Below are 22,841 nucleotides of genomic sequence, written 5' to 3' on the forward strand. Positions count from 1 at the left end.
GTTGACGGTCAGGGGGCGGCGAAGGCGGCGGCCAGCTCGTCCACGATATCGGCCGCGGGCCGGATGTCCTTGATCCGGGTCACGCCCTCGCCGGCGTACAGCGGCGCCACCTCGGTGCGCGGCGCCATCCCGCGACTGAGCGGGAACGGCGAGAAGAACGGCAGGCGCGGGTGCTCGGCCCGCACCAGCGCCGAGCCCACGCTCAGGGGCAACAGCCGGCTCGGCGCCTCGCTCAACGTGTTGAGCCGCGCCAGCCAACGCGGGCCGCGACCGTCGCCGCGGCACCAGCGGCGCGTCGCGGCGTTGGGCGCCACCCGGTGCGGCGCCTGCCAGCCGAAGCCGAACAGGTCGGTGTACAGGGTGTCCCGCGCATCCAGGAGCTGCTGCTTGTAGGCGTCGTGCGCGTTCGACTCCGGCGTGAGCAGGAAACGGGTGCCCACCGCGACGCCGTCCGCGCCCAGCTCAAGCGCCCGGCGCGCCGAGGCCGCGTCGTATATCCCGCCGGCGGCCAGCACCGGCAGGTCGGGATGCGCCGGTCGCAACCGCGACAGCACCTCCGGCAACAGCACGTCCAGGCGTTCGGTCGAGCGCACGTGGCCGCCGGCCTCCACGCCCTGCACGATCAGTGCGTCGGCGCCGTCGTTGACGACCGCCTGGGCCTCGTCCGCCGTGCCCACCTGGTACACCACGTAGCTGCCGGCCGCCTTGAGTTCGCGCACGACCGCGGGATCGTGGCCGTAGAACACCGACACCACCGGCACGCGCTGGTCCACGCAGGCCCGCACATGCCCGCGCCGCAACAGCGGCATCAGGAGGTTGGCGGCGAACGGCGTCTCGCCCAGGGCCTCGCGGCTACGCGCGATCTCCGCCGCGAACTCGCGTTCCGGCATGATCCCGATCGTGCCCAGCCCGCCGGCCCGCGACACCGCGATCGCCAGATCGGCCGTGGAGATCCCGCCGCCCAGGGCCGCCTGAACGATGGGCCGACGCAATCCCAGCGATGCATACCAAGACATGTCTCGATCTCCGCGGACCACTCGATTGCGAATCATGACACGACTTCCCGGGACCGGGGCGACCTCGCCCCGGTCCCGGCATCGGAGTAATGTGCGGACATGCCGCGGTGACGCCACCGGCAACCCAACTTTCGATAGGGGCGATACGCGAGCCAGGATGCACAGTGGATGCGGCGGCCGCCCGCCCCCGGAACCGGGGCGGCGCGGTCGCCGGGGGAACCGCCGCGTCAGATGGCGGGATACGGAAACGCGGCCGCGAAGCGATATCGTGCCGATGTCCGCCGCGGGCCGTGCGGAGATATAACGATGCAAACAATGTGGCGAGAGGCCCGGGATGTCCCGGGGACCGCCAACGGCGGCGGTCGCGTGGATGAGACAGGCCACCGACTGGCGAGGCCCCGCCTCCGGGCCCCGGACGACCTGCTTCGGCGGCGGCGCCGGATCGTGGAGATCGTGGCCCCGGCCGGCTACGGCAAGACCACCCTGCTCGGCGCCTGGCGGCGCGAATTGTCGGACCGCGGCGGCCGCATCCTGCCGGTGCCCCTCGACGAGGCGCATCGCGACCCGATACGGCTGCTGCTGGATCTCTACGCGGGCCTGACCGGCGACGACGATCGGGTTTCCTTCGAGAATCGCGATGTCGGCCTGGAATGCGTCACCGCCGAGCTGCAGTCCGGGGACCGCCCGCTGATCGTCATGTTCGACGATGTCCACCTGTTGGAGGACAGCGAGGCCGAGGCGGTCCTGGCCTGGCTGTGCCGCAACCAGCCCGATCACGTGGACCTGCTGTTCGCGGGCCGCGAACAGACCCGCCTGCCCCTGCGGGGCCGGTTGCTGGAGAACCAGCTCCGGCGGCTCGGCGTATCGGACCTGGCGCTGAGCCGCGAGGAGACCGCCGCCTTCCTCAACGACATCCACGGCCTGGACCTGGACGACGCCGGCATCGATATCCTCTATCAGCGAACCGAGGGCTGGCCCGCCGCCCTCCAGCTCGCCGCCCTGGCGCTGGCCGGCGCGCGCGACCGCAAGGCGTTCATCGTCGGATTCGGCGGCTCCCACCGCGATGTGACCGACTATCTCGCGGAGGCGATCCTGGAGAACCTGGACCGCGAAGAGGTGGACTTTCTGCTGCGCATCTCCGTGCTCGACCGGATCAGCGCCGAGGTGGCCCAGCGCCTCACCGGGGAGGAAGCGCCCCAACTGCGGCTGGAATCGCTGGAGCGCCGCAACCTCTTCCTGGTGCCGCTGGACGACTACCGTGCCCGCTACCGTTTCCACGCCCTGTTCAGCGATTTCCTGCGCGCGCGCTTCAAGGCCCGCGAGCCGCGCGAATGGCGCCGCTGCCTGATGCTGGCGGAGGACTGGTCGCTGGCGCGCGGCGACCATGCCGCCGCCATCGAGTACGCCCTGCGCGTCGAGCGCCACGAACGGGCGGCCGAGATCCTGGCCGGCTACGCCGAGACCCTGGTCCACAAGCTCGGTCGCCACAGCCTGCTGATGGGCTGGATCGAGCGCATCCCGGACCACATCCTGGCGCGCTATCCGCGCATCCAGATCCATCTGTCCTGGTCGTACAACTTCGAGCGCCGCCATGCCGAGTCGGACGCCGTCCTGCGTCAACTGGAGGCGGCCGCCGGCGGCGGCGACGCGGCCGCCCGTCAAGCCATGCTCGCCGAGATCGAGTGCGCGCGCGAACTCAACGAGCTCAGCCGCGCCGGGCTGGACGACCATGCCGATCACGGCCTGGCCCTGGCGCAGTCGTGGCTGGAACGCTGGGACCGGGCGGAGGATTATCAGTACGGCGCCGCGCACGTGGTCCTGGGGTACGGCCTCAAGACCCGCAACGACCACGAGGGTGCGATGGCGGCCGCCGCCCGCGGCAAGGAGCACTACGCCCGCGCCGACAGCCCCTACGGTCTGGCCTGGTGCGACATCGTCCACATCCTGGCGCTGATGAAGATGGGGCGGTACCGCGCGGCCCGGGCCGCGGCACGGGACGCCCTGGATAGCTGCCGGCGCCGACTCGGGCCGGCCTCGCACTCGCGCAGCATGCTCTCGGCCCTTCTGGCCGCGGTCGCGTACGAGTTGGACGATCTGGCGGAAACCCGCGCCGCCCTCGATCACGGCATGCGCTTCCTGGCCACCCAGACCGCGATCGACCCGATCATATGCGGCTACATCACCCTGGCCCGGTTACTCGCCACGGAAGGCGACCCGGAGGCGGCCTGCGAGGTCCTCCGCGAGGGCGAGGCCTGCGGCGCGCGCCGCGACGCCCCGCGGCTGATCGGCTCGCTCGTGGGCATGCGCGCCCTGATCCTGCTGCGCAGCGGCAACCCGGCGGCGGCGGAGAGCCTGTTCGCGTCCGACGCCATGTCCCTCGAGGGCGCCCCCGAGGAGTACCGTGACATGCTGCGGGACAAGCGCGGGCGCCTGGGCGCCCGTCTGGCCCTGGCCCAGGGCGATACCCAGGCCGCCCTGGAGGCGATCCGCGCCCCCCTGCACCATGCCCGCAAGAGCGGCCAGCGACGCAAGCACGTCGAACTGCTGATCCTTCGCCATCTCGCACGGCTGCAGACCGGCGACGAGCAGGGGGCCCTGGAAACGCTCGAGTCCGCCGTGCGGATCGCCTCCTCGGAAGGACTCAAGCGTGTGTTCATCGACGAGGGGCCGGTGCTCATGCGCCAACTCGCCCTGCTCGCCGAGTCCCGGCGCAACAGTCAGTCCAGCCCCGAGGGCGATGTGTCCCTGGCTTGGCTGGAATCCCTGCTCGACACCTGGAACCCGAGCCAGGCGGGACCGGCGGCCGACCACGATACCGGCCTGCTCGAACCCCTGACCCGGCGCGAGACCCAGATCCTGCGCATGATCGACTCGGGGCTCTCCAACAAGGAGCTGGCGGCCACCCTGTTCCTCACCGAGGGCACGGTGAAATGGCATTTGCACAACATCTACGGCAAGCTCGCCGTGCGCAACCGCAACGGCGCCACCAGCAAGGCGCGCCGGCTGGGGCTACTGGCCTGAGCGGCCGGGGCCGGCGTCAGCCGGCCCGCAGCCGCCGCCAGGCGGCGAAGCCGATCGCGCCCGCCGCGAGGGGCACCAGCACGATGCCGACGATGAACAGGTTGTAGTTGATGTCGTTGTTGGTGCCCAGGCCGTAATCCAACCCGCGGCCGCCGAACAGCGCGCCGCTGAGCGAAGCGACGGTGTTCACCCACGCGGTGACGATGACCGCGACGGTGACGAAGCCGGCCAGCCTCGCGCCCATCGCCAGGCGGGCGCCGATACCCGCCACCGCCAGGCACATGATGCCGTTGATGATCCCCTCCAGGTGGGTCATCTTCCAGCGCGCGATGGAACCGGGGATCTCCCAATGCCCGATCAGCGGCAGGGTCACGCCCCAGAGCTCCACGCCGGTCTCGACGAAGGCCAGCGGGAAACCGGCCACTAGGCCGATCATGAACACGGCCACGCCGTGCAGCACCAGGTGATATTGCATGCGTTCGGTCATGCCGTGACCTCCTTCTTGCAGGGCACCGGCCCGCGCGCCATGCGCGAGGTATCCAGCAGGGCGACACCGCCCGCGTCGGCATCGTAGAGGGCCACCCATTCGTCGACCCAGGCCGGGTCCGGGACGCGTTCCGGCCGATGCCACGGCAGGGCCCCGTGCAGGATCTTGGGCAACGACCAGCACAGGACCCGGAACATCAGCCAGCGGCTGCGCCAGCGCGAGCGCCGGCTGCGGTCGAGACCGTCGATGCGCATCATGCGATGGAAGGCCCGCCGGCTGCGGCCGATGGTGTGGGCGATCGTCCGGAACAGCATGTAGACCCGGTACAGGTAGCCGCCGGGCGTGCCGCCGTAGAAGTACTGATAGATGTAGAAGGCCGACGTCTTGTGCTCCAGTTCCTCCACGAAATGCCAGAGCACCAGCGAGCTGACGGCGGGGTCGGCCCCCTCGAAGAAATGGCGCCGGTGGCGCACCAGCATGTGCCCCAGGGCCAGGGCCATGGTCTCGAAGCCGGCCGTGTAACCGAGCCGGAAGCGCAGGTCGCGTTCCCGGAAGCTAGCGTAATCCGCCTCCAGCCGGCGCTCGTACTCGCGCAGCTCGCCGTACCCCTGCCCGATCACGATCTCGTTGAAGTTACGGTGCTGGCGGAAATGGTTGGCCTCCTGACCGATGTAGGCCCGCGCCTCGTCGGCCAGCGCGGGGTCCTCGATCATCGGCAACACCGCGCGTACCGAGTCGATCAGAAACGGTTCCAGATAAGGCATCAGCAACGAGCAGGCATTGACGATCTGGCTCCATTCCGGTTTGTCCGGGTGCCAGTGCACCCGGAGGTCATCCGGATACTTGAACTGGATCCGGCGGACGGTGATCTCGCGTTGCTCTGACGGCATGACTTCCCTCCGGGGGACGTGTCGCGTCCCGCTTGTATGCGTCATGGCCAGTGTCGGGCAGCCGCCCACCGGTCGTACCCTATCCTTCGTAGTGTTTGCGGGAATCGCATCGCGACCCTCGCCGCCCCGCCCGACCCCGGCAAGCACGACGCACGACGGCGCCCGGGCATCCCTTCCTTTCGTTAGGCTGATCGCCGTGCCGGGAGGCGTAGGCTGAAGCGATCCGACGCGACACGTGTCGGCGCGAATACCGACCCGAGCGGGCCGGCGAGCCCGTCCCATGACAAGGAGGACGTCATGAAACGCATTCTCGGCATACTCACCCCGTTGCTGCTGACCCTGGGCGCGAGCGGCGCCTCCGCCCAGGACGCCGGCAACCTGCTGGCGGCCGTGGACCACGCGGTCGCCAACGTCAATACACTCTCGCAGGGCCTTCTGACCGGCGACGCCGCCGGATCGGTCGACGGCGCCGGGGCGCTGGCGACGGACCTGGTCGGCGACCTTGCCGACGGCACGCCGCTGGAATCCGTGCTGGGCGACGACATCGCCGGATCCGGCCTGCTCGCGCAACCGCTGCTCGACGGCGCCGCCCCGCAACTCGGCGCCCTCGTGGCACCGCTCGCGGATGCGGGCGCACCGCTGATCGCCGTGGTGCGCTCGCCGGCATTGCTCGCCACCTTGCCGGTGGTGCAAGGCGAGGACCTCAGCTTTCTCGGCGTGTACGACAGCCTCGGCGAGAACCTGGGCAGCAGCGGCGTGCCCCTGGACCTGATCGACGACTTGCTGAGGGTCGACCTGCTCGGACCGGGAGACGGCGACGGCGGCGGGGTGCTCCTGCCGGTCTTCGGCGGCGCCGGCGCGACCGGTCCCGCGCTGCTGGTCGAACTGGCCGGGACCGTCGAGTCCCTGCCCGGCAATGTCGGCGGCACCTCGCTGCTCTCGCGGGACCTGCTGCGGCTGGTCGATTTCGCGACCTCGAACCCGCTCGCGGACGGCAGCCTGCCGGTGCCGCTCCTGGGCCTGGTGATCGGCAACGGCAGCGCGCTGCCGCTGGCGGGGGCCCTGCCCGGACTCGATCCGTCGCAGTTGCCGCTGCCGACGGACGACCTGGACGCGGGCACCCTGACCACCCTGCTGGGCGGCGCCACACTGCCCGGATTGCGGTAGGGTTGCGGGGGACGATGGAGGACTGATGATCGAACCGGGGCAAATCCCGACCGACTCGCCCCTGCGGCAGGTGCCGGCGGACTATTGTCCGCCGGGCGCCGCCCGCTGGCACACGCTCGCCGAGGGCCCCGAGGCCGGCCGGACCCTGTTCTACTACGATTGCGTCGTCGGCGACGGGCCGCCGGAGGCCACCGTGCTGTTCGTGCACGGCAACCCGGAGTGCTCCTATACCTACCGCCACATACGCGACGCGCTGATCGCGGCCGACCGGCCCCTGCGGCTGATCGCGGTGGACCACCTGGGGTTCGGCCTGTCGGACCAGGCGCGCTTCGAGATGGTGGATTTCCACCACGCCCGGCACCTCGCCGAGCTCGTCCGCCATCTGGACCTGGACGACGTCACCCTGGTGATCCACGACTGGGGCGGCCCCATCGGCATCGGCGCCTTTCTCGACGAGCCGGCGCGGGTGCGCCACCTGCTGCTCATGAACACCACGGTGTTCCCGATGCCGTCCGAGGGCTACACCTACGCGAACTGGCCCATCCCCTGGCTGCCGTGGTGCCGGACGCCGTCCGTCGTGCCCGACAAGCTCTGGGGCGGCGTCGCCGCGTACGTGGTGTCGCACGCCGAGCCCCAGAGCCGGGCGGCCTTCCTGTGGGGCGTGCTCCGCTATCTCGGCAAGCACGCGCGACACGGCTTCGCGCCGGGCACGCCCGAGGCGGTGTGGTCCGACCAGATGCGCAGCGTCGCCAACGCGCGGGCCTCCAAGCGCCACGTACGGCAAACGCCCGTCTGGGGGCACGGCTACCGTTACCGCGACCCGCGGCACGGCCCGCAGGACAACCGCGACTTCTATCGCCGCCTGCACCGGATGGTCCCCGAGGCCTGGGGCCCGGAGGGACAGCACATCGGAGTGGCCGGTTATTTCGGGGCCTGGGACCCCTGCGGCAAACCCGAGGTCATCCGACAGTGGCAGGAGGCCCTGCCGCAGATGCGCGACCGGACCCACGAGTATCCCGACCGCGGCCACTTCATCGAGGAATACAAGGGCCCCGAGATGGCGCGGTCGATCCTGGCGCTCAACGGGCTGGCCTGAGCGCGGGCCCGCTCACCGCCCGACGCCGGACAGGGCCGCGCGCCGCTGTATCTCCGCCAGGCCGAGCGAGGCCCGGACACGGTAGCGCTCGAACCGCTCCCGTTCCCCGGCGATGACGGCCGACGCCTCGTCCCGGAGGAGCCGCAGCGCCCGATCGCGGGCCGCCGACACCCGGGCGCGCAGCGAGGCCAGTTCGACCCCCCGGCCCGTGCGGCGCAGGGGTGTGTCGAGCGCCGCCGATATCTGCGCCGACAGCCGCTGCGCCGCCGCGACCGACTCCAGCAGCGCCTGCGTGCGGGAGCGGGCCAGCCAATCCAGGATCGCCGTCGCCCCGTCGCCGAGGACACCGGACTCGCCGGCCGCCAGCGCCAGCCAGCGCTCGCGCTCGGACACGCGTGCCGCCTGCCGATCGAGAGCCGCCAGGGCCTCTTCGCTCAGGGCGACCGCCCGACGATACAGGTCCCGTTCGTGCTGCCCCGCCCCCAGTTCGCCGTAGGCACCCGCCGCGGCGACGTGGGCCTCCAGGATCGCCGCATCCCGTATGTCGTCCCGTTCGATGAGGGCGTCCCAGAAACGCAGCGCGCGCCGCATCTGCCCCGGCGCATCCCCGGCGTAGGCGACCCGGTCGAATCGCTCGGACGGCACGCAATCCTGTACGGCATCGGCGACCACGGCGTTGTACTGGGCGCAGCCGATGGCATCGATCCGGCGCAGCGACTTGAGCGCGGTCGCGGGCGGATCCAGCGGCGAGGCCGCGAAACCCGGCGGCTCGACGAGCGGCCGGGCCTCGCCGCGCGGCGCCAGCATCGCCCAGCCCATGCCCAGCAGGGCCTTTCTGGCGGCCGGACTGTCCAACGACACGCGATGGAACACGCGCCCGGCGGTCGCGCCATAGCCCTGTGACAGGAACTGCCAGCCCAGCACGGTGTTGGCCCGCGCGCGCAGCGCGCCGGTCGCGGCGTCCAGTGCCGGCGAATCGCCCACGCGATCGAGCACGGCCAGGGCCTCGTCGCGGCGGCCGACGTGCATCAGGGCGTAGGCGTAATTGATGCGCATGGCATAGTGCAGCGGCGCGGCATCGAAGGCTTCCGTCCAGCTACCCGCCGCGTCCAGGTGCTGCCCCCGGGAGAGCACGGTCACGGCATCCTCGAACCGTCCCAGGGCCAGGTACTGCCGCGAGACCAGATCGCGCCAGCGACTGCGCAGCACGGCCGGCACCGCCGCGGGGTCCCGCGCCAACCAGTCCAGGACCCCGGCCGTGTCGCCCCAGCGGTCGTGATGGGCGCCGAGCTGCAACCGCGTCTCGTGGATCGCCAGGGTGGCGCCGCGGCGCTCCAGCTCGCGCAACGCCGCCACGGCTTCCCCGTGCACGCCGGCCCGTAGGGCGCAATCGGCGTAGGCGCGCCAGAAGGCGGCCGGCATCGGGGTCGTCCCCCGGTCCTTGTAATCGAAGAGCCGGTGTAGCCCGGCCCAGGGGTCGTCGAGGCAGATGGCGGCACTGTACCGCACGTCCGGCGCCACCGCGCGCTGCCCCTCCACCGCCGCCAGCGATGCCGAGCTCGCCGCCGGCAGCACCCGTCCCAGCAGGTCCTTGACGCTCAAGTCGCGGAAGCCCCGCGGCCCGCCGTCCGCGTCGGGCCGCCAGGCATGGATCTTCAGTTCCGGCCCCAGCCAGTGTTCGCGGAAGCGCAGCTCCAGGGGGCCCGGCGACGACCGGTCCGGCAGACGGCACGGCAGACGGTGTCGCTCGCCCGCCCCGTCGCCCGCGATTGCGATGACGAAACGACAGCGCCGCGATTCGCGGACGCCGTCCGGCACCGTATCCCGGTACAGGCCCCGGCGCCCGTCGCCCCGGCGGAACCGGACCCGCGCCACGGGCGTTCCGGCATCGTCGAGAAACTGCAACTCGGCGGCGCGCAGCGGCAGATCGGGCGCCAGGTTGAGATAGACGTAATCGTTGGCGTCCGTGGCCGGCCCCAGCAATTGCAGCAGCCGCCCCCGGACCTCGGACAACGCTGTCTGGACGGCGAAGGCACCATCCGCGGCGCCGGCGGCCGGAGAGAACACCATGACCGCCGCGAGAGCCAAGGCGGCGAAGCCGGCCGACGGGGGCCGCACCCGGCCCGGAAGGCGCCCCGGTCGCGATAGCCGATTTGCCGCGCCGATCGTCACACCTGCCCCAGGCTGCCGATCGCGGTCCGGGTCAGGTACTCCGGATAGATGCTGTCGTCGTTGACGCGCGTGACGTGCCCGCCGGCGATCTCCCGCACCTGCTCCAGCCTAGTGATGCGGCCGGTCTGGAAATCGTAGGCATGGACGTAGGTCCAGGACCAATAGGGGTGCTTGCCGTCCATGAACCGGTGCTCGCCGTCTTCGTACAGGCTGTAGCAGCCGTCGAACGAGCGGAACGGCTCGCCCTTGCGGTCGTAGGTGACCATGGCGATCGGCATCTGGTTGCGGGCGTCGAACCACACCCGCTTCTTGCTCACCGGGGCACGTTCGTATTCGACCGGCTCGGCTTCCGCGACGATGGCCTCCGGCACCAGTTCCACGACGCTGTCGAAGAAACTCTGGCCTTCGGGACCGCCGTGCACGCCGTGCTCCCAGTTCGGGTGCCGGCCGTTCCAGCCCTGCGAGACGCCGGCCAGCAGCGGCTGACGGCCGACGATTCGGTAATTGCCCCAGGTATGCAGCGGGTCGCCCGCGGCCCAGGCGTCCGACAGGTACAGGCACGAACCCGGCACCAGCGGCTCGAAACGCTGGTTGGTCGGGAACTGCCGGATGCGCCGGAACTCCGGCAGGTACCCGTACAGGTCGGGGAATTGGTGCTGGTCGTAGGGCCAGATGTTCAGATAGGACGTGCCGCTGTGGTTGTCGGGGGCGGTGAAGATCACGGAATTGAACCGCAGCTTGTCCTTGTGCTCGGGCCAGTAGGGCTTGGGCTCGATCACCGTCCGGCCCACGGGCGCCAGCTCCGCCCAGACCGCCTCGTACTCGTAATCGATGTTGCCCGCGTGGGCGAGGTCCCGCTCCTTGACCGCGTAGACGCTGGCATCGTGCCGACCCCAGCTCAGGGTCAGGCCGGCGAACAATTCCAGGGCCGTGGTCGCGTTGGGGAACGGATTGCCGCCGATCCAGGGCTCGCCGTCCGCGGTGACCACGTTGCCCCGGTCGTCGAACCGGGCCTTGCCCTGGTTGCGCAGGGTCGCCTCCTGGTACTCCCAGGGCCCGAGCCGCATGTAGTCGGTGGTGGTCGGCACCACCTTGAGCTTGCGCCCCATCTCCGCGACGTGCTTGTACTTGGCCGGCTCGAGCAGGTCCTTGACGTGCTCGACGTTGTCCGCGGTGATGTCGTCGCCGGTCTTGATCTTGCCCTTGGTGTATTCCTCGATGGACAGGAGCTCGTCCGGATAGGCCTTGGCGACATCGCCCGTGTCCGCCATCGTGGACCACAACGGGGCCAGCAGCCCGCCGCCGAGGAAGGCCTGCCCGCTTCGCCGCAACATCGCCCGTCGCGTCAATCCCTTGTTCAGTGTCCTGACGAACATAACCTCGGAACCTCCGGTTCCAGCATTCGTTGCCCGGCCCTTGCCCGCCGGCCAAGGGCGTGACCGGCGGGCCAGCAGCGGCCGGGATCAGAACTGATACGTGAAACGCATCGATGCCTCGTCTGCCCAGTCCAGACTGTTGAGCAGGTTCTCGTTGGGATTGTCGCCGTAGAGATCGCCGTCGATGTAATTGTAGAAGAACTCGGCGACCATGCCGCTGCCGATGTTCCACTGGATCAGCGGCTGCACCAGGATGCCGCCCTTGACGTCGAGCAGGGTCGCGAACTCGAAGACGAACTTGCGGCCCGGCCAGGGTTGCAGGGCGGCCAGCACCACGTAGTTGGCGCTGGAGATGCCGGGCGGCGGCGCCTCTTCCTCGGTGGCGCCGTAGCCGTCCAGGTGACGGCCGACCAGGTCGCTCTCCGAGCGGTGCTGGAACTGGCCCACGAGATAGGCGGCCGGGAAGGCGGCGGTCCAGCGGGTCCACTTCTCCACCACCAGGGAGGCGATCCACTCGTCCGACTTGAGGAAATCGCTGCTCAGTGTCGGCGCGGTGAACACCCGCTCCGGCGTGTACTGCACCTCCAGGTTCAGGATGATCTGGTTGAAGAGGTCGACTTCGCTGCTGGTGACGTAGTTCAGGCCCAGCCCGTAGACCTCCTCGCGGTGGTAATCACGCTCGATATAGCCGCGATAACTGCCGTCGGCCGCCACCATCAGGGTGTTGAGCTGGTTGTACAGCTCGTCATAGCTCTGCACCTCGGTGACGTAGACGTCCCTGAGATCGGGGAATTCCTTGACCGCCTGGTTGAAGCCGTTAATCCCGTCCAGGCGCACGTCCGCGGCATAGGCGAACCATTCGCGGGCGTGGTAGACGCCGGCCGGCTCAGGGACGAAGGGGGTCTTCGACAACGCCTCGCCCGGCGTGGCGCTGTTGCGGCACAGGGTGGGATTGGCGGTGCCGTCGCAGGCCGGCGACTTGGCGGCATACGCCGTATTGGCAAGCTCGCCCAGGGTGCCGGTCAGGGGCGATTCCACGTCGCTCCGGGCCCAGCTGAAGGTACCGGCCGGATGCATGCGGCTCGCGAACAACGCCTGCCAGCCCCAGTTGCCGTAATCGCCCTTCAGGCGGATGCCGCCGTCGATCTCGTTGTCGTAACCACCGGAATAATAGTTGTCATAGACGGTGAACTGGACCGGAATCACGTTGTACGAGGTATTCGGATTGCCGTAGATCCGCGGCTGGAATTTGCCGACGAAGGAATCGATGACCACATTGTTCCACTGGTAGGTGCCGCGCAGGGACAGCTTGGGTACCCGCTTGTCGGAGAATTCTTCGAAGGCCCGGTCCAGCAGGGAATGCCGGCGAAGATCCAGGCCGTTGGGGATATCGAGGGTGCGGAAGAAGATCGCCTGCCCCCAGGCGATCTGCTGGTTGCCGGCGCGCAGGGTCAGGTTGCCGTCGCGATACTCGACCAGTAGCGCCGGGAAGTCGATCATGTAGTTCTCGCCGGCGATCTCCAAGGGATTCAGATTCTTGCCGTCGCGCCCGATGGCCTCGAAGTAGTTGGGCGTGCCCTGGTAGAGCTCGGACGGCCCGCCGACGATACCCGTTCCCTGCTGGTCCGCGACGCTGGCCGAGTCGAACTCCTCATAGATGCCCGGGTCGTAGACCCCGCGGATCCGGCTGACGAACCGCCATTGCCGGTTGAACTTGACCTCCATCTCGCTCTGCGCGCGCAGCGCCACCCAGTTGAAGTCGCGGGACTTGGTCGGTACCCGGTCGCCACGCCGCAGGGTGTCGGAGAAGCCCACCAGCGGCGTATCCCAGTCGTTGCCGTCGGTCATCGGCATGCCGACCAACGTGGGCGGCACGAACGTATCGCGCGCCACGGTCACGCCCTGGAACAGGTTCGTCGACTGGTTGTTGAGGTTCTGATGCGACGTCGTGCGCACGCCGGTCTCCGCGCGGATATAGCTGCTGAACGACGTGTTGTTCCATAGCTGTGCGAAGAACCCCTGGTCGCCGCCCGCGGGCGGCGCCGTGGGGGCCGCGCCCAGGGGCCATGCGCCCATGGCCAGCGCGCCGCCCAGCAGGATGTTCTTTATCAGACCGCTATGAAGCTCGTTCATGGTTTCCCCTCCGACACCATTTCCTTGTATTTCTGGGTTCGACAGAGACGCGGGTCCGTGCCCGCGACGTTATTTCGGGATCCGGATGATGCGCGCGCTATGCCCCACCGCGACGGGCTGTCCCGTCCCGCTTGCGGCGGCCACGTCGCTGTACCAGTTGAGGGCGAGGTCGAGGCCCTCCAGCACCTCCCAGGTGGCCCCCTCGTCATGGCTGCGCAGCGCCACCCGCATGCCCACCACGACCACGGCACCGTCGGACGCGCTGACGACCGCATGCAGGTTGCCGCTCGCCGGCGTCGTCAGCCGTCGCCAGCTGCGCCCGCCATCGGTCGTCTTGAGCAGGAGTCCGGCCTGGCCCACGGCGAAGCCGACGCCATCCGGGCGCACGCGCAGGCCATTCACCGCGGGCTTGATCTCGCCCGGCGGGACCTGGCTGCGATAGGCTAGGGACCAGTTCGCGCCCCGGTCCTCCGATCGCAGGACGTAGGCGATTTCGCCCCCGAGCAGTACGGTGCCGTTCGCCATGACCTGGACCGCGTTCATGGTCGGCTCGCCGGCCGCCCCGCTGATGTCGGTCTCGCTCTCCGCCGTCTCGTCCAGGGCCGACCAGTCGGGGGCGGCGGCCCGCCAAGTCTCGCCGCCGTCGGCGGATCGCAGCACGGTCCCGAAGGCCCCCACGGCGTAGGCGAGGCCGTTGGCGTTGGCGTCAACGTTGAGCAGGCGCTCCTCGGTATCGCTCTCGATCTCCCGCCACGACCCGTCGATGTCGCGCACCAGGATCAGCCCCCTCTGGCCTACCGCGATGACCCGGTCGCCCACCATGGTGACGCCCAGCAGCGCCAGGTCCGTGGGGGCCTTCTCCCGGGTCCAGGTGGTGCCGCCGTCACGGGTCCACATGACCATGCCCAGGTCGCCGACGGCGATGCCGCGATCGCCGTCGAAGGCGAGCGCGAACAGCCGTTCGTGGGGCACGGTCTCTTCCAGGACCGCGTAACCGGAATCGCTGCCCCCCTTCTCCGCGGCGGGCTCGGCGCCACCCTCGATGGCCGCGGCGCCAGGCGCGAGGCCGATCGCGAGCCAGGCCGCCAGGACAGAATACAAACGACGATATTTCATGAACGGAACCTCTCCGGCACCGCGGCCCGGTCCGGGCATGACCCCGAACCGGCCGGGCCGGGTGCAAATCGATGACTGGATCAGACGCGGCCGAGTGCCTGTTGGGCGGCCGGCGTCAGGTAGGTGTCGTACATCCAGTCCTGGTCGATCTGGAACAGGCTCTTGATGCCGGAGGCTTCCTTGGCGTGGTCAACCCGGCTCATGCGCTTGTTCTGCATGTTGTAGCTCATCACGTACGCCCAGGACCAAGCCGGATGCTCGCCGTCGTGCCCCATGACGACGCGGTCGCCGTCCTGGTAGTAGCAGAAGGCCGACTCGAAGTTCACCCACGGCTTGCCCTGCCGGTCGAAGCGGATGCAGCCGGTGTAGGTGGAATTACGCACATCGAAGTACGCCAGGCGCTTGCTGACCGGCGCCCGCGGATAGCCGACGGGCTTGGACTGGACGACCGCCACCTCCGGGATCATCGAGAACGCGACGTCGAAGTACTTCTCGTTGCCCTCCATGACCGGCAACTGCCAGTTATCGTCCTTGATGGCGAAATTGCCCGAGGTCGCGCCCAGCATGGGCTTGCGCTCGACGATCTCGTAGTTGCCCCAGGTGAGCATCGGGTCGCCCGCGGCCCAGGGATCGGTCAGGAACCAAGTGGCGCCCGGGATCAAGGGCTCGAAACGCTGGTTGGCCGGGTACTGGCGCACGCGCCGGAACTGCGGGAGGTAGCCGTACAGGTCCGGGATCTTGCGCTGGTCGTACTTCCACACGCTCAGGAAGGACGTACCCTTGACGGCCTCCGACTTCTCGAAATAGGCGGTCTGCCGCCGGATCTCGTCGGTGTGACCGCGGAAGGCCTTGCCGTCGATCCGCGCCTGCATCTGCAGCTCGACCCAGGCGAAGTCATAAGCATACTGCTGCTCGCCGTTGCCCTTGAAGTCGACCTGGCGCACCGCGTACAGGTTGGCGTCGGCCCGCCCCCAGCTCAGCGCGGCGTTGGCCTGGATCTCCAGGGCGTTCTTCGGGTTCGGGAACGGGAACCCGCCCTGCCAGGGATTGCCGTCCGGTCCGACGACATTACCCACGTCGTTGAACTGGGCCTCGTAGCCCCGTTCCAGGTTGTCGAGCGTCTTCTGCAGGTTCTGGTAGGTGAACATGCGGGTGATGTCGGTCTCCGGCGGACCGATCCGGATACGCCGCCCATCCTCGCGGATCTGCTGGATCACACAGGGGTCGAGCAGGTGTTCCACGTGCTCCAGGTTGTCGGCTGTGATGTAGTCGCCTTCCGACACCTTGCCCTTGGTCTGCGCCTCGATGGAGAACGCCTCATCCGGATAGGCCTTGCTGACATCCGTGAGCCCGGAGTCCTGGGCCCAAAGCTTTTCCAGCGGCATCAGCACGCCCGCCCCCAATCCCAGGGCGGTGTTCTTCATCATCTGACGCCGCGAATAATCAACGTCATATTTCTTGATACGCATCGTTTCCTCCGTAGCACGCTTGGCCGTTCGTATCGTCTCTAGCTAATCGGCGGTCACCAGCCGCTCAATGCGCCGGCGCCGTCGCTTCCCCGCCCTGTCCGGGCTGTTGCTCGCGGTGCTCCTGTCGGAACGCCGAGAGATCCACGTTCTCGCCCACCATCAGGTCGTCGCGCGTGACGAACCTCGGCTTGATGAACCACACCAGAAGCGGCAGCACGATCAGTGCGAGCACCATGTTGATCAGCATGATGGCGGCGAGCAGCAGCCCCATGTCGGCCGTGAACTTGAGATCCGACAGGAAATACCAGGGCAGGATGCCCACCAGCATGATCGCCGCGGTGAACATGATGGCCTTGCCGGTGGTGACCATCGCCGTCTCCAGGGCCTTGCCCCAGTCGTGCTCCTGGGCGGTGTATTCCTCGACGATCCGGGAGAGCAGATAGAAGCCGTAGTCGATGCCCACGCCCACGCCGAGCACCGCGACCATCACCGAGTTGATGTCCAGGCCGATGCCCAGCAGGTGCATGGTCGCGGTCAGGTAGAAGTTGGCCAGGGCCACCGGCACCAGCACGATCAGCGCCGCCACCGGCGAGCGGTAGGCATAGGTCGCGATCACGAAGATCGCCCCCGCGAGCAGCACCAGGATGAACCAGTGGTAACGCTCGACCACCGAGTTCATGGCCTCCTGCAGGGCGATGGTCCCCGAGGCCAGCCGCACCGTGAACGCCTCGTGCTCCACGCCGACCTTGTCCACGGCATTGCGGGCCGCGGCCAGGGCGCCGTCGACGGTCTCCTGCTTGTTGTCGCGATAGAACAGCGACACCGTCGCGTCCTGGAACTTGAAGTCCGCGACCTGTGAGAAGTTGACGGGATTCTGGCCAAAGCTGATGGCCATGGCCGCCGCGGTAACCGCGCGGTCTATCGGATCCAGGGGCAGCCACTTCGGGTGCCCGCCCGAGTACAGGCGGTTGCCCTGCTCCATGAAATCCGCGAACGAACGGGTGGCGCGGGCGGGGATCGCGTGCTCGCCCTCCCCCTTTTCCGCCATGCGCTGTATTTCCCTCATGACGCGGTACGCCTCGGCGGAGCGCGCCGTGCGGGCGGCGCTGTCGTCGTCCTTGGAATCGAGGACGATCTCCAGGCTGTTCACGCCGGGGAAATGGTTGTTCACGGTACGCACGCCCGTGTTGAACTCCGAGTCCTTCCACAACAGGTTGCTGCCCTCGACCGGATTGCCGATCCGGATCTGCAGGGCCGTGTAGATGGCGGCGACCGACACCACGACCACCACCACCCCGGTCAGGCGCGCGGCATTGCCGTGGACCAGGACACTCATGCGCTCCAGGAGGTTGCGCTGGAACCGGTGGATGCCCTTCTCGGCCCCGTCGCCCACGATCGACTCGATGTTGGGCGGCGTCGGTAGATAGGACAGCAGGATAGAGATCAGCACGACGCCCATCGGTGCCAGGGACAGCGCCCAGAAGCCGGCGAACAGGGCGAAACGCTCCATCGCGGGGATCGGCGCCAGACCGATGAACAGAATGCCGAGCGCGTCCGTGATGATGCCGAGGACGCTGGGCGCCATCATCACGCCCATGGTGATCTCGGCGGCCTTCACCTTGTCCGGCACCTCCTCGAGGATCTCGTAGAAGCGCTCGGTGAACTGCACACAGTGGGAGAAGGAGCGCGCCACCAGCAGCAGCGGTACCACCATCAACAGCGGCTCGATCACCGAGCTTATCCATCCGACCAGTCCGAAGCCCCAGATCGCCGCCACGGTGCTGACCACCACCGGCACGGTGACGCCGGTGACGTTGCGCATGTAGCCGATCAGCGCCAGCAGCAGCAGCAGCAGGGTGACGCCGAAGATCGCGTAGGTCTGGCCCTGGAGCTTGTACACCCAGCCGGTGAGCACCGGTTGTCCCACCAGGTGGATCTCGTGGTTCGCGTCCTCGGCCTGCGCCGCCAGTTTGCGGACCTCCTCGAACACCACGTCGTACTCCAGCAGATGCTCGTGGAAGGCGGCGTTGATCAGAGTGGCCGTATCGTCCTCGGACACCAGGTACTTGCGTGCGGCCGGGGACCGGTCCACGCGCTGGTGGAAACTCGCCAGCGTCTCGGGATCCGTGGGCACGCTGTCCCCCATCAGGGGACGCATATTGATGCCCTGGGGCGTGGCCTCGGCGTAGCGCGCCTTCTCCGTGGTGATGGAGATGATCGCGTCATGATTGACGCCGGGCACGAGGTCGATATCGCGCGTCAGATCCCAGACCTTCTGCAACGTTTCCTCGTTGTAGATCGTCTCGCCGTCGGTGCGCTTGACCATGACGGTAACGGTCAGTGGGTCCCCGAACCCGGGGTGGTCCTTGAAGGTCTGGACGAAGGGATCGTCGGCCGGCAGCAGGTCCGAGAACACCGTGCGGATCTCGACCCAGGGGAGCCCTGCGGCGAAGCCTGCCGTGATCAGGATGAACATCAGGCCCACCAGACCGCGATGGGCCATGATCCAGCGAGCCAGGCGAAACCGTTTACTGTCCATTGATCCCTCTGCTTGCTCTGTTATTCATAGGATTGCCGCGGCAACGCTCAGAGCGCCCCGCGGGCGCGCGCCGCGGTGACCGCGGCGCAACGGTTGGAGACTCCAAGGCGGCGGAAGGCCTGCTTGAGGTGCCACTTGACCGTGTCTTCCGAGACCCCCATCCGGCGTCCGATGCGGGCGTTGGAGGCACCCCCCGCGACATGCCGGAGGACCTCCCGCTGGGAAGCGGTCAACTCGGGGCCGTCGGACGCCATGACGTACGAACCGCCCCACCGACCGCCGCCTCCCACGCCGGCATCCCGGGCGAGACACTCGGAGAGTTCCAGGAAAGAACAGCCCGCCAACTGGTCGAGACACCGCAGGGCTCCCTCCTCGTCCTGTTCGCGATAGCGCAGGACGGCCTCGATCAGGGTGAGGCGGGCGGCGTAACGGTCCATCGCGGGGCGACGCCCCCCTCGGGCGTCGGTACCCGACACCCTGTCATGCCGGATCAGCTGCCGGGCATCGGTTTCGACTGTGCCGACGGCACTCATGAATCCATCCCCTCCGTTCGGCGCCACGCGCCTGATTCTTTATGTCCGGATGGTCCGTCCCCGGCCCCAAAACCGGGCCGACGGAACCTGCCTTGCTGTTTTTTTCCGATGCGTGAGAGGCGATTTCCTACGCCGCTCACGGAACATTTCCTTCACTTCAACAGCCGCCGGCAGGGGGCACACCTATCGAAAGGAGTGTTCTGCCGGCTGCGTGGGCCTCACGAAAGACAGGGCACGGCTCGGGCGGAGGCGGCCCCGTACAAAAAAACCGGCGGTCGCGGGGAGGGTGACCGCCGGTAACGGGGGAGGAAAGACGCGCACGGACGGCGGCCGCCATGCCCGGGCCGGTCCCACCGGCGCGGGTCACGAACCGCCGTGCGCACCGGATTGCGACACTGCCTGCGACCCGGCTCCCGCCTGCTCCACGAGTTCGAAGTCGGCCTTGTCGCGAACCGCGCAATCGGGACAGAACCAATCCTCCGGTACCGCGCTCCACGGCGTGCCGGGCTCGAACCCCTCATCCTCGTCCCCCAAGGCCTCGTCATACGTGTAACCGCACGCGGGACAGCGGTATCGGCATGTCATGTAATCCTCCGTTGCTACCTGCTCGTTTCGACGGCGCGGCGGGCGGGGGTCAGGCATGCCGCCCTGCGAGGCGGATTCGCGATGCGCGCGTCGCATGCCGCGAATCCATGCCGGGCGAGCGCCGCAGGCAACGGATCGCTCGGCGTCCCCCGATGGTCTCTCGATCACCCGCCAGTCCCGCCGGTCGGCTGCGCGACCCCGCCCCGACCTGTAGGCAATATCTGAAATCAACAGGGGGTTTCTCGCACCTTCCTAAAGGAAGGGTTTTCATGAGCGTCATGAGAGTTACCCTGGCCCGCGCCGCTGGAATCGGCGTTCCCGATCCGAGGGAACGGCGCCGGAGACGCCCATGACGGGCCAATTACTGTAAGTATTGGCTTACGCGAGAAACGCGGAGTAGACTCGAACGAATGGGAGGGGAACACCCTGCGACCGGCCGGAGCCGATGCCGCCGATCGGTACGCAAGGCACCGGACGGCCCCGTCGAGGGTCCATAACAACGATGATAGCCACTCTTTCCAAGCAACAGCCGCAGGGCGGCACAGGCGGCGACTGGGACATCCCGCGCTCGCGTCTCTGCCTGCCGCCGGCACTCTGGAGCCAGCCCCGGCCGGTGGTCACCGTCACCGCTCCGCCGGGCTACGGCAAATCGACCCTGCTGTCGCAATGGCACGAACAGGCCCGCAGAGAGCGCCACCCCATTATTGCGCTGACGGCCAACCAGGACGACCACGAGGGGGACAAGCTGGTCATCGATCTCGCGGAGGCCGTGGCCGCGCGGGACAAGAAGAGCAGCGAGTCGCTGCTGGACACCTACGGCCAGGAAGGCAAGCTCGCCCTGATCCGGGCATTGCTGGCGGATCTCGGCGCCAACGATCCCCGGGCCGCCCTGTTCGTCGACGACGTCCACGAATTCCTGGGCACACCCGCGGAGAGCGTGCTGCGGCTGCTGCTGCGCTATCAGCCCGAGCGTCTGATGCTGGTGTTCAGCGGCCGCGCCGTGCCCAAGGCGGCGGCGAGTCAACCGCGCCTGGAGGGGCGACTGTACGAATTCGGAACCGAGGACCTGGCCCTCAACGAAGAAGAGATCAAGGAACTGCTCGGCCAGCACAGCATCGCCCCGCGCGACAAGCTGATCGAACAGGTCCGGGAACGCACCCAGGGCTGGCCCGCCGTGGTGCGCCTGATCGGCCTGACCCTGCAGGACGACGAACGATCCCAGGACGACTTCGTCCAGGGACTCAGCGAGGGGCCGCAGGCGCTGACCGAGTACCTGAACGAAACCCTGCTCTCGCAGCAGCCGCCGCATCTCTACCATTTCCTGCTCCAGACATCCCTGCTGCGGCGTTTCACCGTGCCGGCGGCGGCCGCCATCACCGGCATCGACGAGGCCGGGCACCTTCTCAACGAGTTGGTGCACCGCGCCTTCCCCCTGATACGCGGCGGCGGCGCCGAGCCCACCTATGCGATCCACCCCCTGGTGCGCGAATTCCTGCTCGCGCGGCTCAAGCGCGACCCGTCGACCCTCGCCGCCGCCTGCGAGCGTGCCTGCGACTGGCTGCTCCGGCACGACCAGATCGAGATCGCGATCGAAGTGTGCCTGGACGCCAACGACCTGGACTGCGCGGCCACCCTGATCAACGAGCACGCCAGCCAGATCGTGCAGAAATGCGGGCGCCACACGATCTATCTCTACTGGATCAACAAGCTGCCCAAGGCGGTGCTCGCCGAACGCCCGGAAATCCGCCTGAAACAGGCCTGGTCCCTCGATTTCGTGCGCCGGCACGAGGAAGCGGAAGCCATCCGCGGCAGCCTGGAGCAACAGTACCTGCAGGAGCCACAGGGCGGCGACCGCCACGACACGTTCCCGGCCGAACTCGAACAGGCCATCGAGCTGCAGCGCTGCGTGGAGGCCGGACTGCGCGACCAGGCCCTGGTGAGCACCTCGCGCACCCGGCGCTGGCTGTCCCGCTGGCCGGACGCCCATCCCTTCGACCGGGCCACGGCGCATACCGTGCTCGCCTTCTGCGTGAAGGCCCTGAGCGATTTCGTCGAGGGGCTCGAACACGCCCGCACCGCCCAGTCCCTGTCCCGGGAATGCGATGCCCCCTATCCCCTGGCCTGGGCGAGCATGCTGGCCGTGTCCAACCTGATCAAACAGGGCCACTATCGCCAGGCACTCTACGAATGCCAGGAACGGCTCCCGGAGCTGGAATCCTATCTCGGCAGCCACTCGCCGGCCGTGATGATGCTGCACGCGATGCAGGCCGGCCTGCTCTACGAGTTCAACCGTCTTTCCGAGGCCAGCGACGCCCTGGGCCGCGGCCTCACCATCCTGGTGGAGCAAAGCTCGGCGGACCCGATCATCATCGGCTACGTCACCCTGGCGCGCCTGCAGAACGCCCAGGACCAGCACCTGGAGGCCCTGGACACGCTCGCCGAGGGCGAGGCCCTCGGCCGCGCCCAGGGCCTGCCCCGCCTGGCGATCACGCTCGGCGCCGAACGCCTCGTGATGCTCCTGCGCCACGGCGAGATCTCGCAGGTCGAGAACCTGTGGGAGGAGTTGCAGCAGTTCTTCTCGAGCAACACGCCCTTCGGCAAGACGCTCGAGGACAAGGCCAACCGTATCCAGGCGCGCCTCGCGCTGCTGCGGCACCACTATTCCGAGGCCTGCGAACTGCTCGCGCCGGCGCTGCGCCACGCCAAGCGGACCGGTCAGAAACGCAAGCGGGTCGAGCTGCTCCTGATCCAGGCACTCGCGCTGCACGCCAGCGGCGACGACCGCAAGGCGTTCAGCGTGTTCGGGGACATCGTCGACCTGGCGATGCCGGAAGGCTACATCCGCGTGTTCGTCGACGAGGGCGAGGCCATGCGCCGGCTACTGGCGGCCTACCGCGGCGCTCCCGCCAACGCCAACCCCAGCCCGCCCACGGCGACATTCCTGGATCAACTGGGCCAGGCCCTGGGGATGGAACGGGACGACGGCACGGCCAATCCCACGGAGGAGTGCCTGATCGAGCCGCTGACCTCGCGCGAACTCCAGATCCTGTCGAAACTGCAATCGGGCCTGTCCAACCGCGAACTCTCGGACACGCTGTTCATCACCGAGGGCACGCTCAAATGGCATCTGCAGAACATCTACGGGAAGCTGGGCGTGAGCAACCGGCTGGCGGCCGTCGCGAAGGCCCAGGAACTGGCGTTGTTCACCCCCTGACCGGCAGCCGGCCGGGCGGGCGGCACG

General features: G+C 68.6%; 15 protein-coding genes. 4 read left to right on the top strand and 11 right to left on the bottom strand.

Annotated elements, in window-relative coordinates:
• Positions 1 to 8 precede the first annotated feature (8 nt).
• Positions 9 to 1,016: an NAD(P)H-dependent flavin oxidoreductase gene (locus PC39_RS14275; protein ID WP_353254079.1), complete on the bottom strand. Its 1,008-nt coding sequence runs from the start codon at positions 1,014 to 1,016 to the stop codon at positions 9 to 11.
• Positions 1,017 to 1,460: 444 nt separating this feature from the next.
• Between PC39_RS14275 and PC39_RS14280 the strand changes: the two genes are divergently transcribed.
• Positions 1,461 to 4,037, top strand: a complete 2,577-nt coding sequence (locus PC39_RS14280; protein ID WP_353254080.1) for a winged helix-turn-helix domain-containing protein — start codon at positions 1,461 to 1,463, stop codon at positions 4,035 to 4,037.
• Positions 4,038 to 4,053: 16 nt separating this feature from the next.
• Here PC39_RS14280 and PC39_RS14285 read toward each other — a convergent pair whose 3' ends face one another.
• Together PC39_RS14285 and PC39_RS14290 are read right to left on the bottom strand one after the other, a co-directional pair.
• Complete coding sequence (locus tag PC39_RS14285) at positions 4,054 to 4,524, bottom strand: styrene oxide isomerase (protein WP_353254081.1); 471 nt, start codon at positions 4,522 to 4,524, stop codon at positions 4,054 to 4,056.
• Positions 4,521 to 5,414 (bottom strand): metal-dependent hydrolase, encoded by an 894-nt coding sequence (locus PC39_RS14290; protein ID WP_353254082.1) that lies wholly within the window; start codon positions 5,412 to 5,414, stop codon positions 4,521 to 4,523. The genes PC39_RS14285 and PC39_RS14290 overlap by 4 nt, the downstream gene beginning before the upstream one ends.
• Positions 5,415 to 5,711: 297 nt before the next feature.
• Here PC39_RS14290 and PC39_RS14295 point away from each other — a divergent pair, with 297 nt between their 5' ends.
• Both PC39_RS14295 and PC39_RS14300 read left to right on the top strand, forming a co-directional pair.
• Positions 5,712 to 6,581, top strand: coding sequence for a hypothetical protein (locus PC39_RS14295; RefSeq protein ID WP_353254083.1), 870 nt, complete (start codon positions 5,712 to 5,714; stop codon positions 6,579 to 6,581).
• A 25-nt stretch (positions 6,582 to 6,606) separates the two neighbouring features.
• Complete coding sequence (locus PC39_RS14300; protein ID WP_353254084.1) at positions 6,607 to 7,677, top strand: alpha/beta fold hydrolase; 1,071 nt, start codon at positions 6,607 to 6,609, stop codon at positions 7,675 to 7,677.
• Positions 7,678 to 7,689: 12 nt separating this feature from the next.
• Here PC39_RS14300 and PC39_RS14305 read toward each other — a convergent pair whose 3' ends face one another.
• From PC39_RS14305 to PC39_RS14340, 8 genes are all read right to left on the bottom strand, one after another.
• On the bottom strand, positions 7,690 to 9,765 hold the full coding sequence (locus tag PC39_RS14305; RefSeq protein WP_353254085.1) for a hypothetical protein: 2,076 nt from the start codon (positions 9,763 to 9,765) through the stop codon (positions 7,690 to 7,692).
• 80 nt (positions 9,766 to 9,845) lie between these two features.
• Positions 9,846 to 11,183: a DUF1329 domain-containing protein gene (locus PC39_RS14310; protein WP_353254086.1), complete on the bottom strand. Its 1,338-nt coding sequence runs from the start codon at positions 11,181 to 11,183 to the stop codon at positions 9,846 to 9,848.
• Positions 11,184 to 11,312: 129 nt separating this feature from the next.
• A complete protein-coding gene (locus PC39_RS14315; RefSeq protein ID WP_353254087.1) occupies positions 11,313 to 13,358 on the bottom strand; it encodes a DUF1302 family protein in 2,046 nt (681 codons plus the stop codon).
• 69 nt (positions 13,359 to 13,427) lie between these two features.
• Positions 13,428 to 14,474: a WD40/YVTN/BNR-like repeat-containing protein gene (locus tag PC39_RS14320; protein WP_353254088.1), complete on the bottom strand. Its 1,047-nt coding sequence runs from the start codon at positions 14,472 to 14,474 to the stop codon at positions 13,428 to 13,430.
• 80 nt (positions 14,475 to 14,554) lie between these two features.
• On the bottom strand, positions 14,555 to 15,943 hold the full coding sequence (locus tag PC39_RS14325; protein WP_353254089.1) for a DUF1329 domain-containing protein: 1,389 nt from the start codon (positions 15,941 to 15,943) through the stop codon (positions 14,555 to 14,557).
• A 64-nt stretch (positions 15,944 to 16,007) separates the two neighbouring features.
• Positions 16,008 to 18,482, bottom strand: a complete 2,475-nt coding sequence (locus tag PC39_RS14330; protein ID WP_353254090.1) for an efflux RND transporter permease subunit — start codon at positions 18,480 to 18,482, stop codon at positions 16,008 to 16,010.
• A gap of 47 nt (positions 18,483 to 18,529) precedes the next feature.
• Positions 18,530 to 18,919 carry a response regulator transcription factor gene (locus PC39_RS14335; protein WP_353254091.1) on the bottom strand — a complete coding sequence of 130 codons (390 nt, stop codon included), beginning with the start codon at positions 18,917 to 18,919 and terminating at the stop codon, positions 18,530 to 18,532.
• Between the two features lie 459 nt (positions 18,920 to 19,378).
• Complete coding sequence (locus tag PC39_RS14340; RefSeq protein WP_353254092.1) at positions 19,379 to 19,696, bottom strand: rubredoxin; 318 nt, start codon at positions 19,694 to 19,696, stop codon at positions 19,379 to 19,381.
• Between the two features lie 406 nt (positions 19,697 to 20,102).
• Here PC39_RS14340 and PC39_RS14345 point away from each other — a divergent pair, with 406 nt between their 5' ends.
• Positions 20,103 to 22,814: a winged helix-turn-helix domain-containing protein gene (locus PC39_RS14345; protein ID WP_353254093.1), complete on the top strand. Its 2,712-nt coding sequence runs from the start codon at positions 20,103 to 20,105 to the stop codon at positions 22,812 to 22,814.
• Positions 22,815 to 22,841: the final 27 nt, after the last annotated feature.

Source organism: Salinisphaera sp. PC39, assembly GCF_040361335.1.
Classification (GTDB): domain Bacteria; phylum Pseudomonadota; class Gammaproteobacteria; order Nevskiales; family Salinisphaeraceae; genus APNM01.

Bases quoted from the DNA above. Each gene is read 5' to 3' on its own strand.
- PC39_RS14275 (WP_353254079.1), bottom strand. From the start codon at position 1,016: ATGTCTTGGTATGCATCGCTGGGATTGCGTCGGCCCATCGTTCAGGCG.
- PC39_RS14285 (WP_353254081.1), bottom strand. From the start codon at position 4,524: ATGACCGAACGCATGCAATATCACCTGGTGCTGCACGGCGTGGCCGTG.
- PC39_RS14290 (WP_353254082.1), bottom strand. From the start codon at position 5,414: ATGCCGTCAGAGCAACGCGAGATCACCGTCCGCCGGATCCAGTTCAAG.
- PC39_RS14295 (WP_353254083.1), top strand. From the start codon at position 5,712: ATGAAACGCATTCTCGGCATACTCACCCCGTTGCTGCTGACCCTGGGC.
- PC39_RS14300 (WP_353254084.1), top strand. From the start codon at position 6,607: ATGATCGAACCGGGGCAAATCCCGACCGACTCGCCCCTGCGGCAGGTG.
- PC39_RS14310 (WP_353254086.1), bottom strand. From the start codon at position 11,183: ATGTTGCGGCGAAGCGGGCAGGCCTTCCTCGGCGGCGGGCTGCTGGCC.
- PC39_RS14315 (WP_353254087.1), bottom strand. From the start codon at position 13,358: ATGAACGAGCTTCATAGCGGTCTGATAAAGAACATCCTGCTGGGCGGC.
- PC39_RS14320 (WP_353254088.1), bottom strand. From the start codon at position 14,474: ATGAAATATCGTCGTTTGTATTCTGTCCTGGCGGCCTGGCTCGCGATC.
- PC39_RS14325 (WP_353254089.1), bottom strand. From the start codon at position 15,943: ATGCGTATCAAGAAATATGACGTTGATTATTCGCGGCGTCAGATGATG.
- PC39_RS14330 (WP_353254090.1), bottom strand. From the start codon at position 18,482: ATGGACAGTAAACGGTTTCGCCTGGCTCGCTGGATCATGGCCCATCGC.
- PC39_RS14335 (WP_353254091.1), bottom strand. From the start codon at position 18,919: ATGGACCGTTACGCCGCCCGCCTCACCCTGATCGAGGCCGTCCTGCGC.
- PC39_RS14340 (WP_353254092.1), bottom strand. From the start codon at position 19,696: ATGCGACGCGCGCATCGCGAATCCGCCTCGCAGGGCGGCATGCCTGAC.
- PC39_RS14345 (WP_353254093.1), top strand. From the start codon at position 20,103: ATGATAGCCACTCTTTCCAAGCAACAGCCGCAGGGCGGCACAGGCGGC.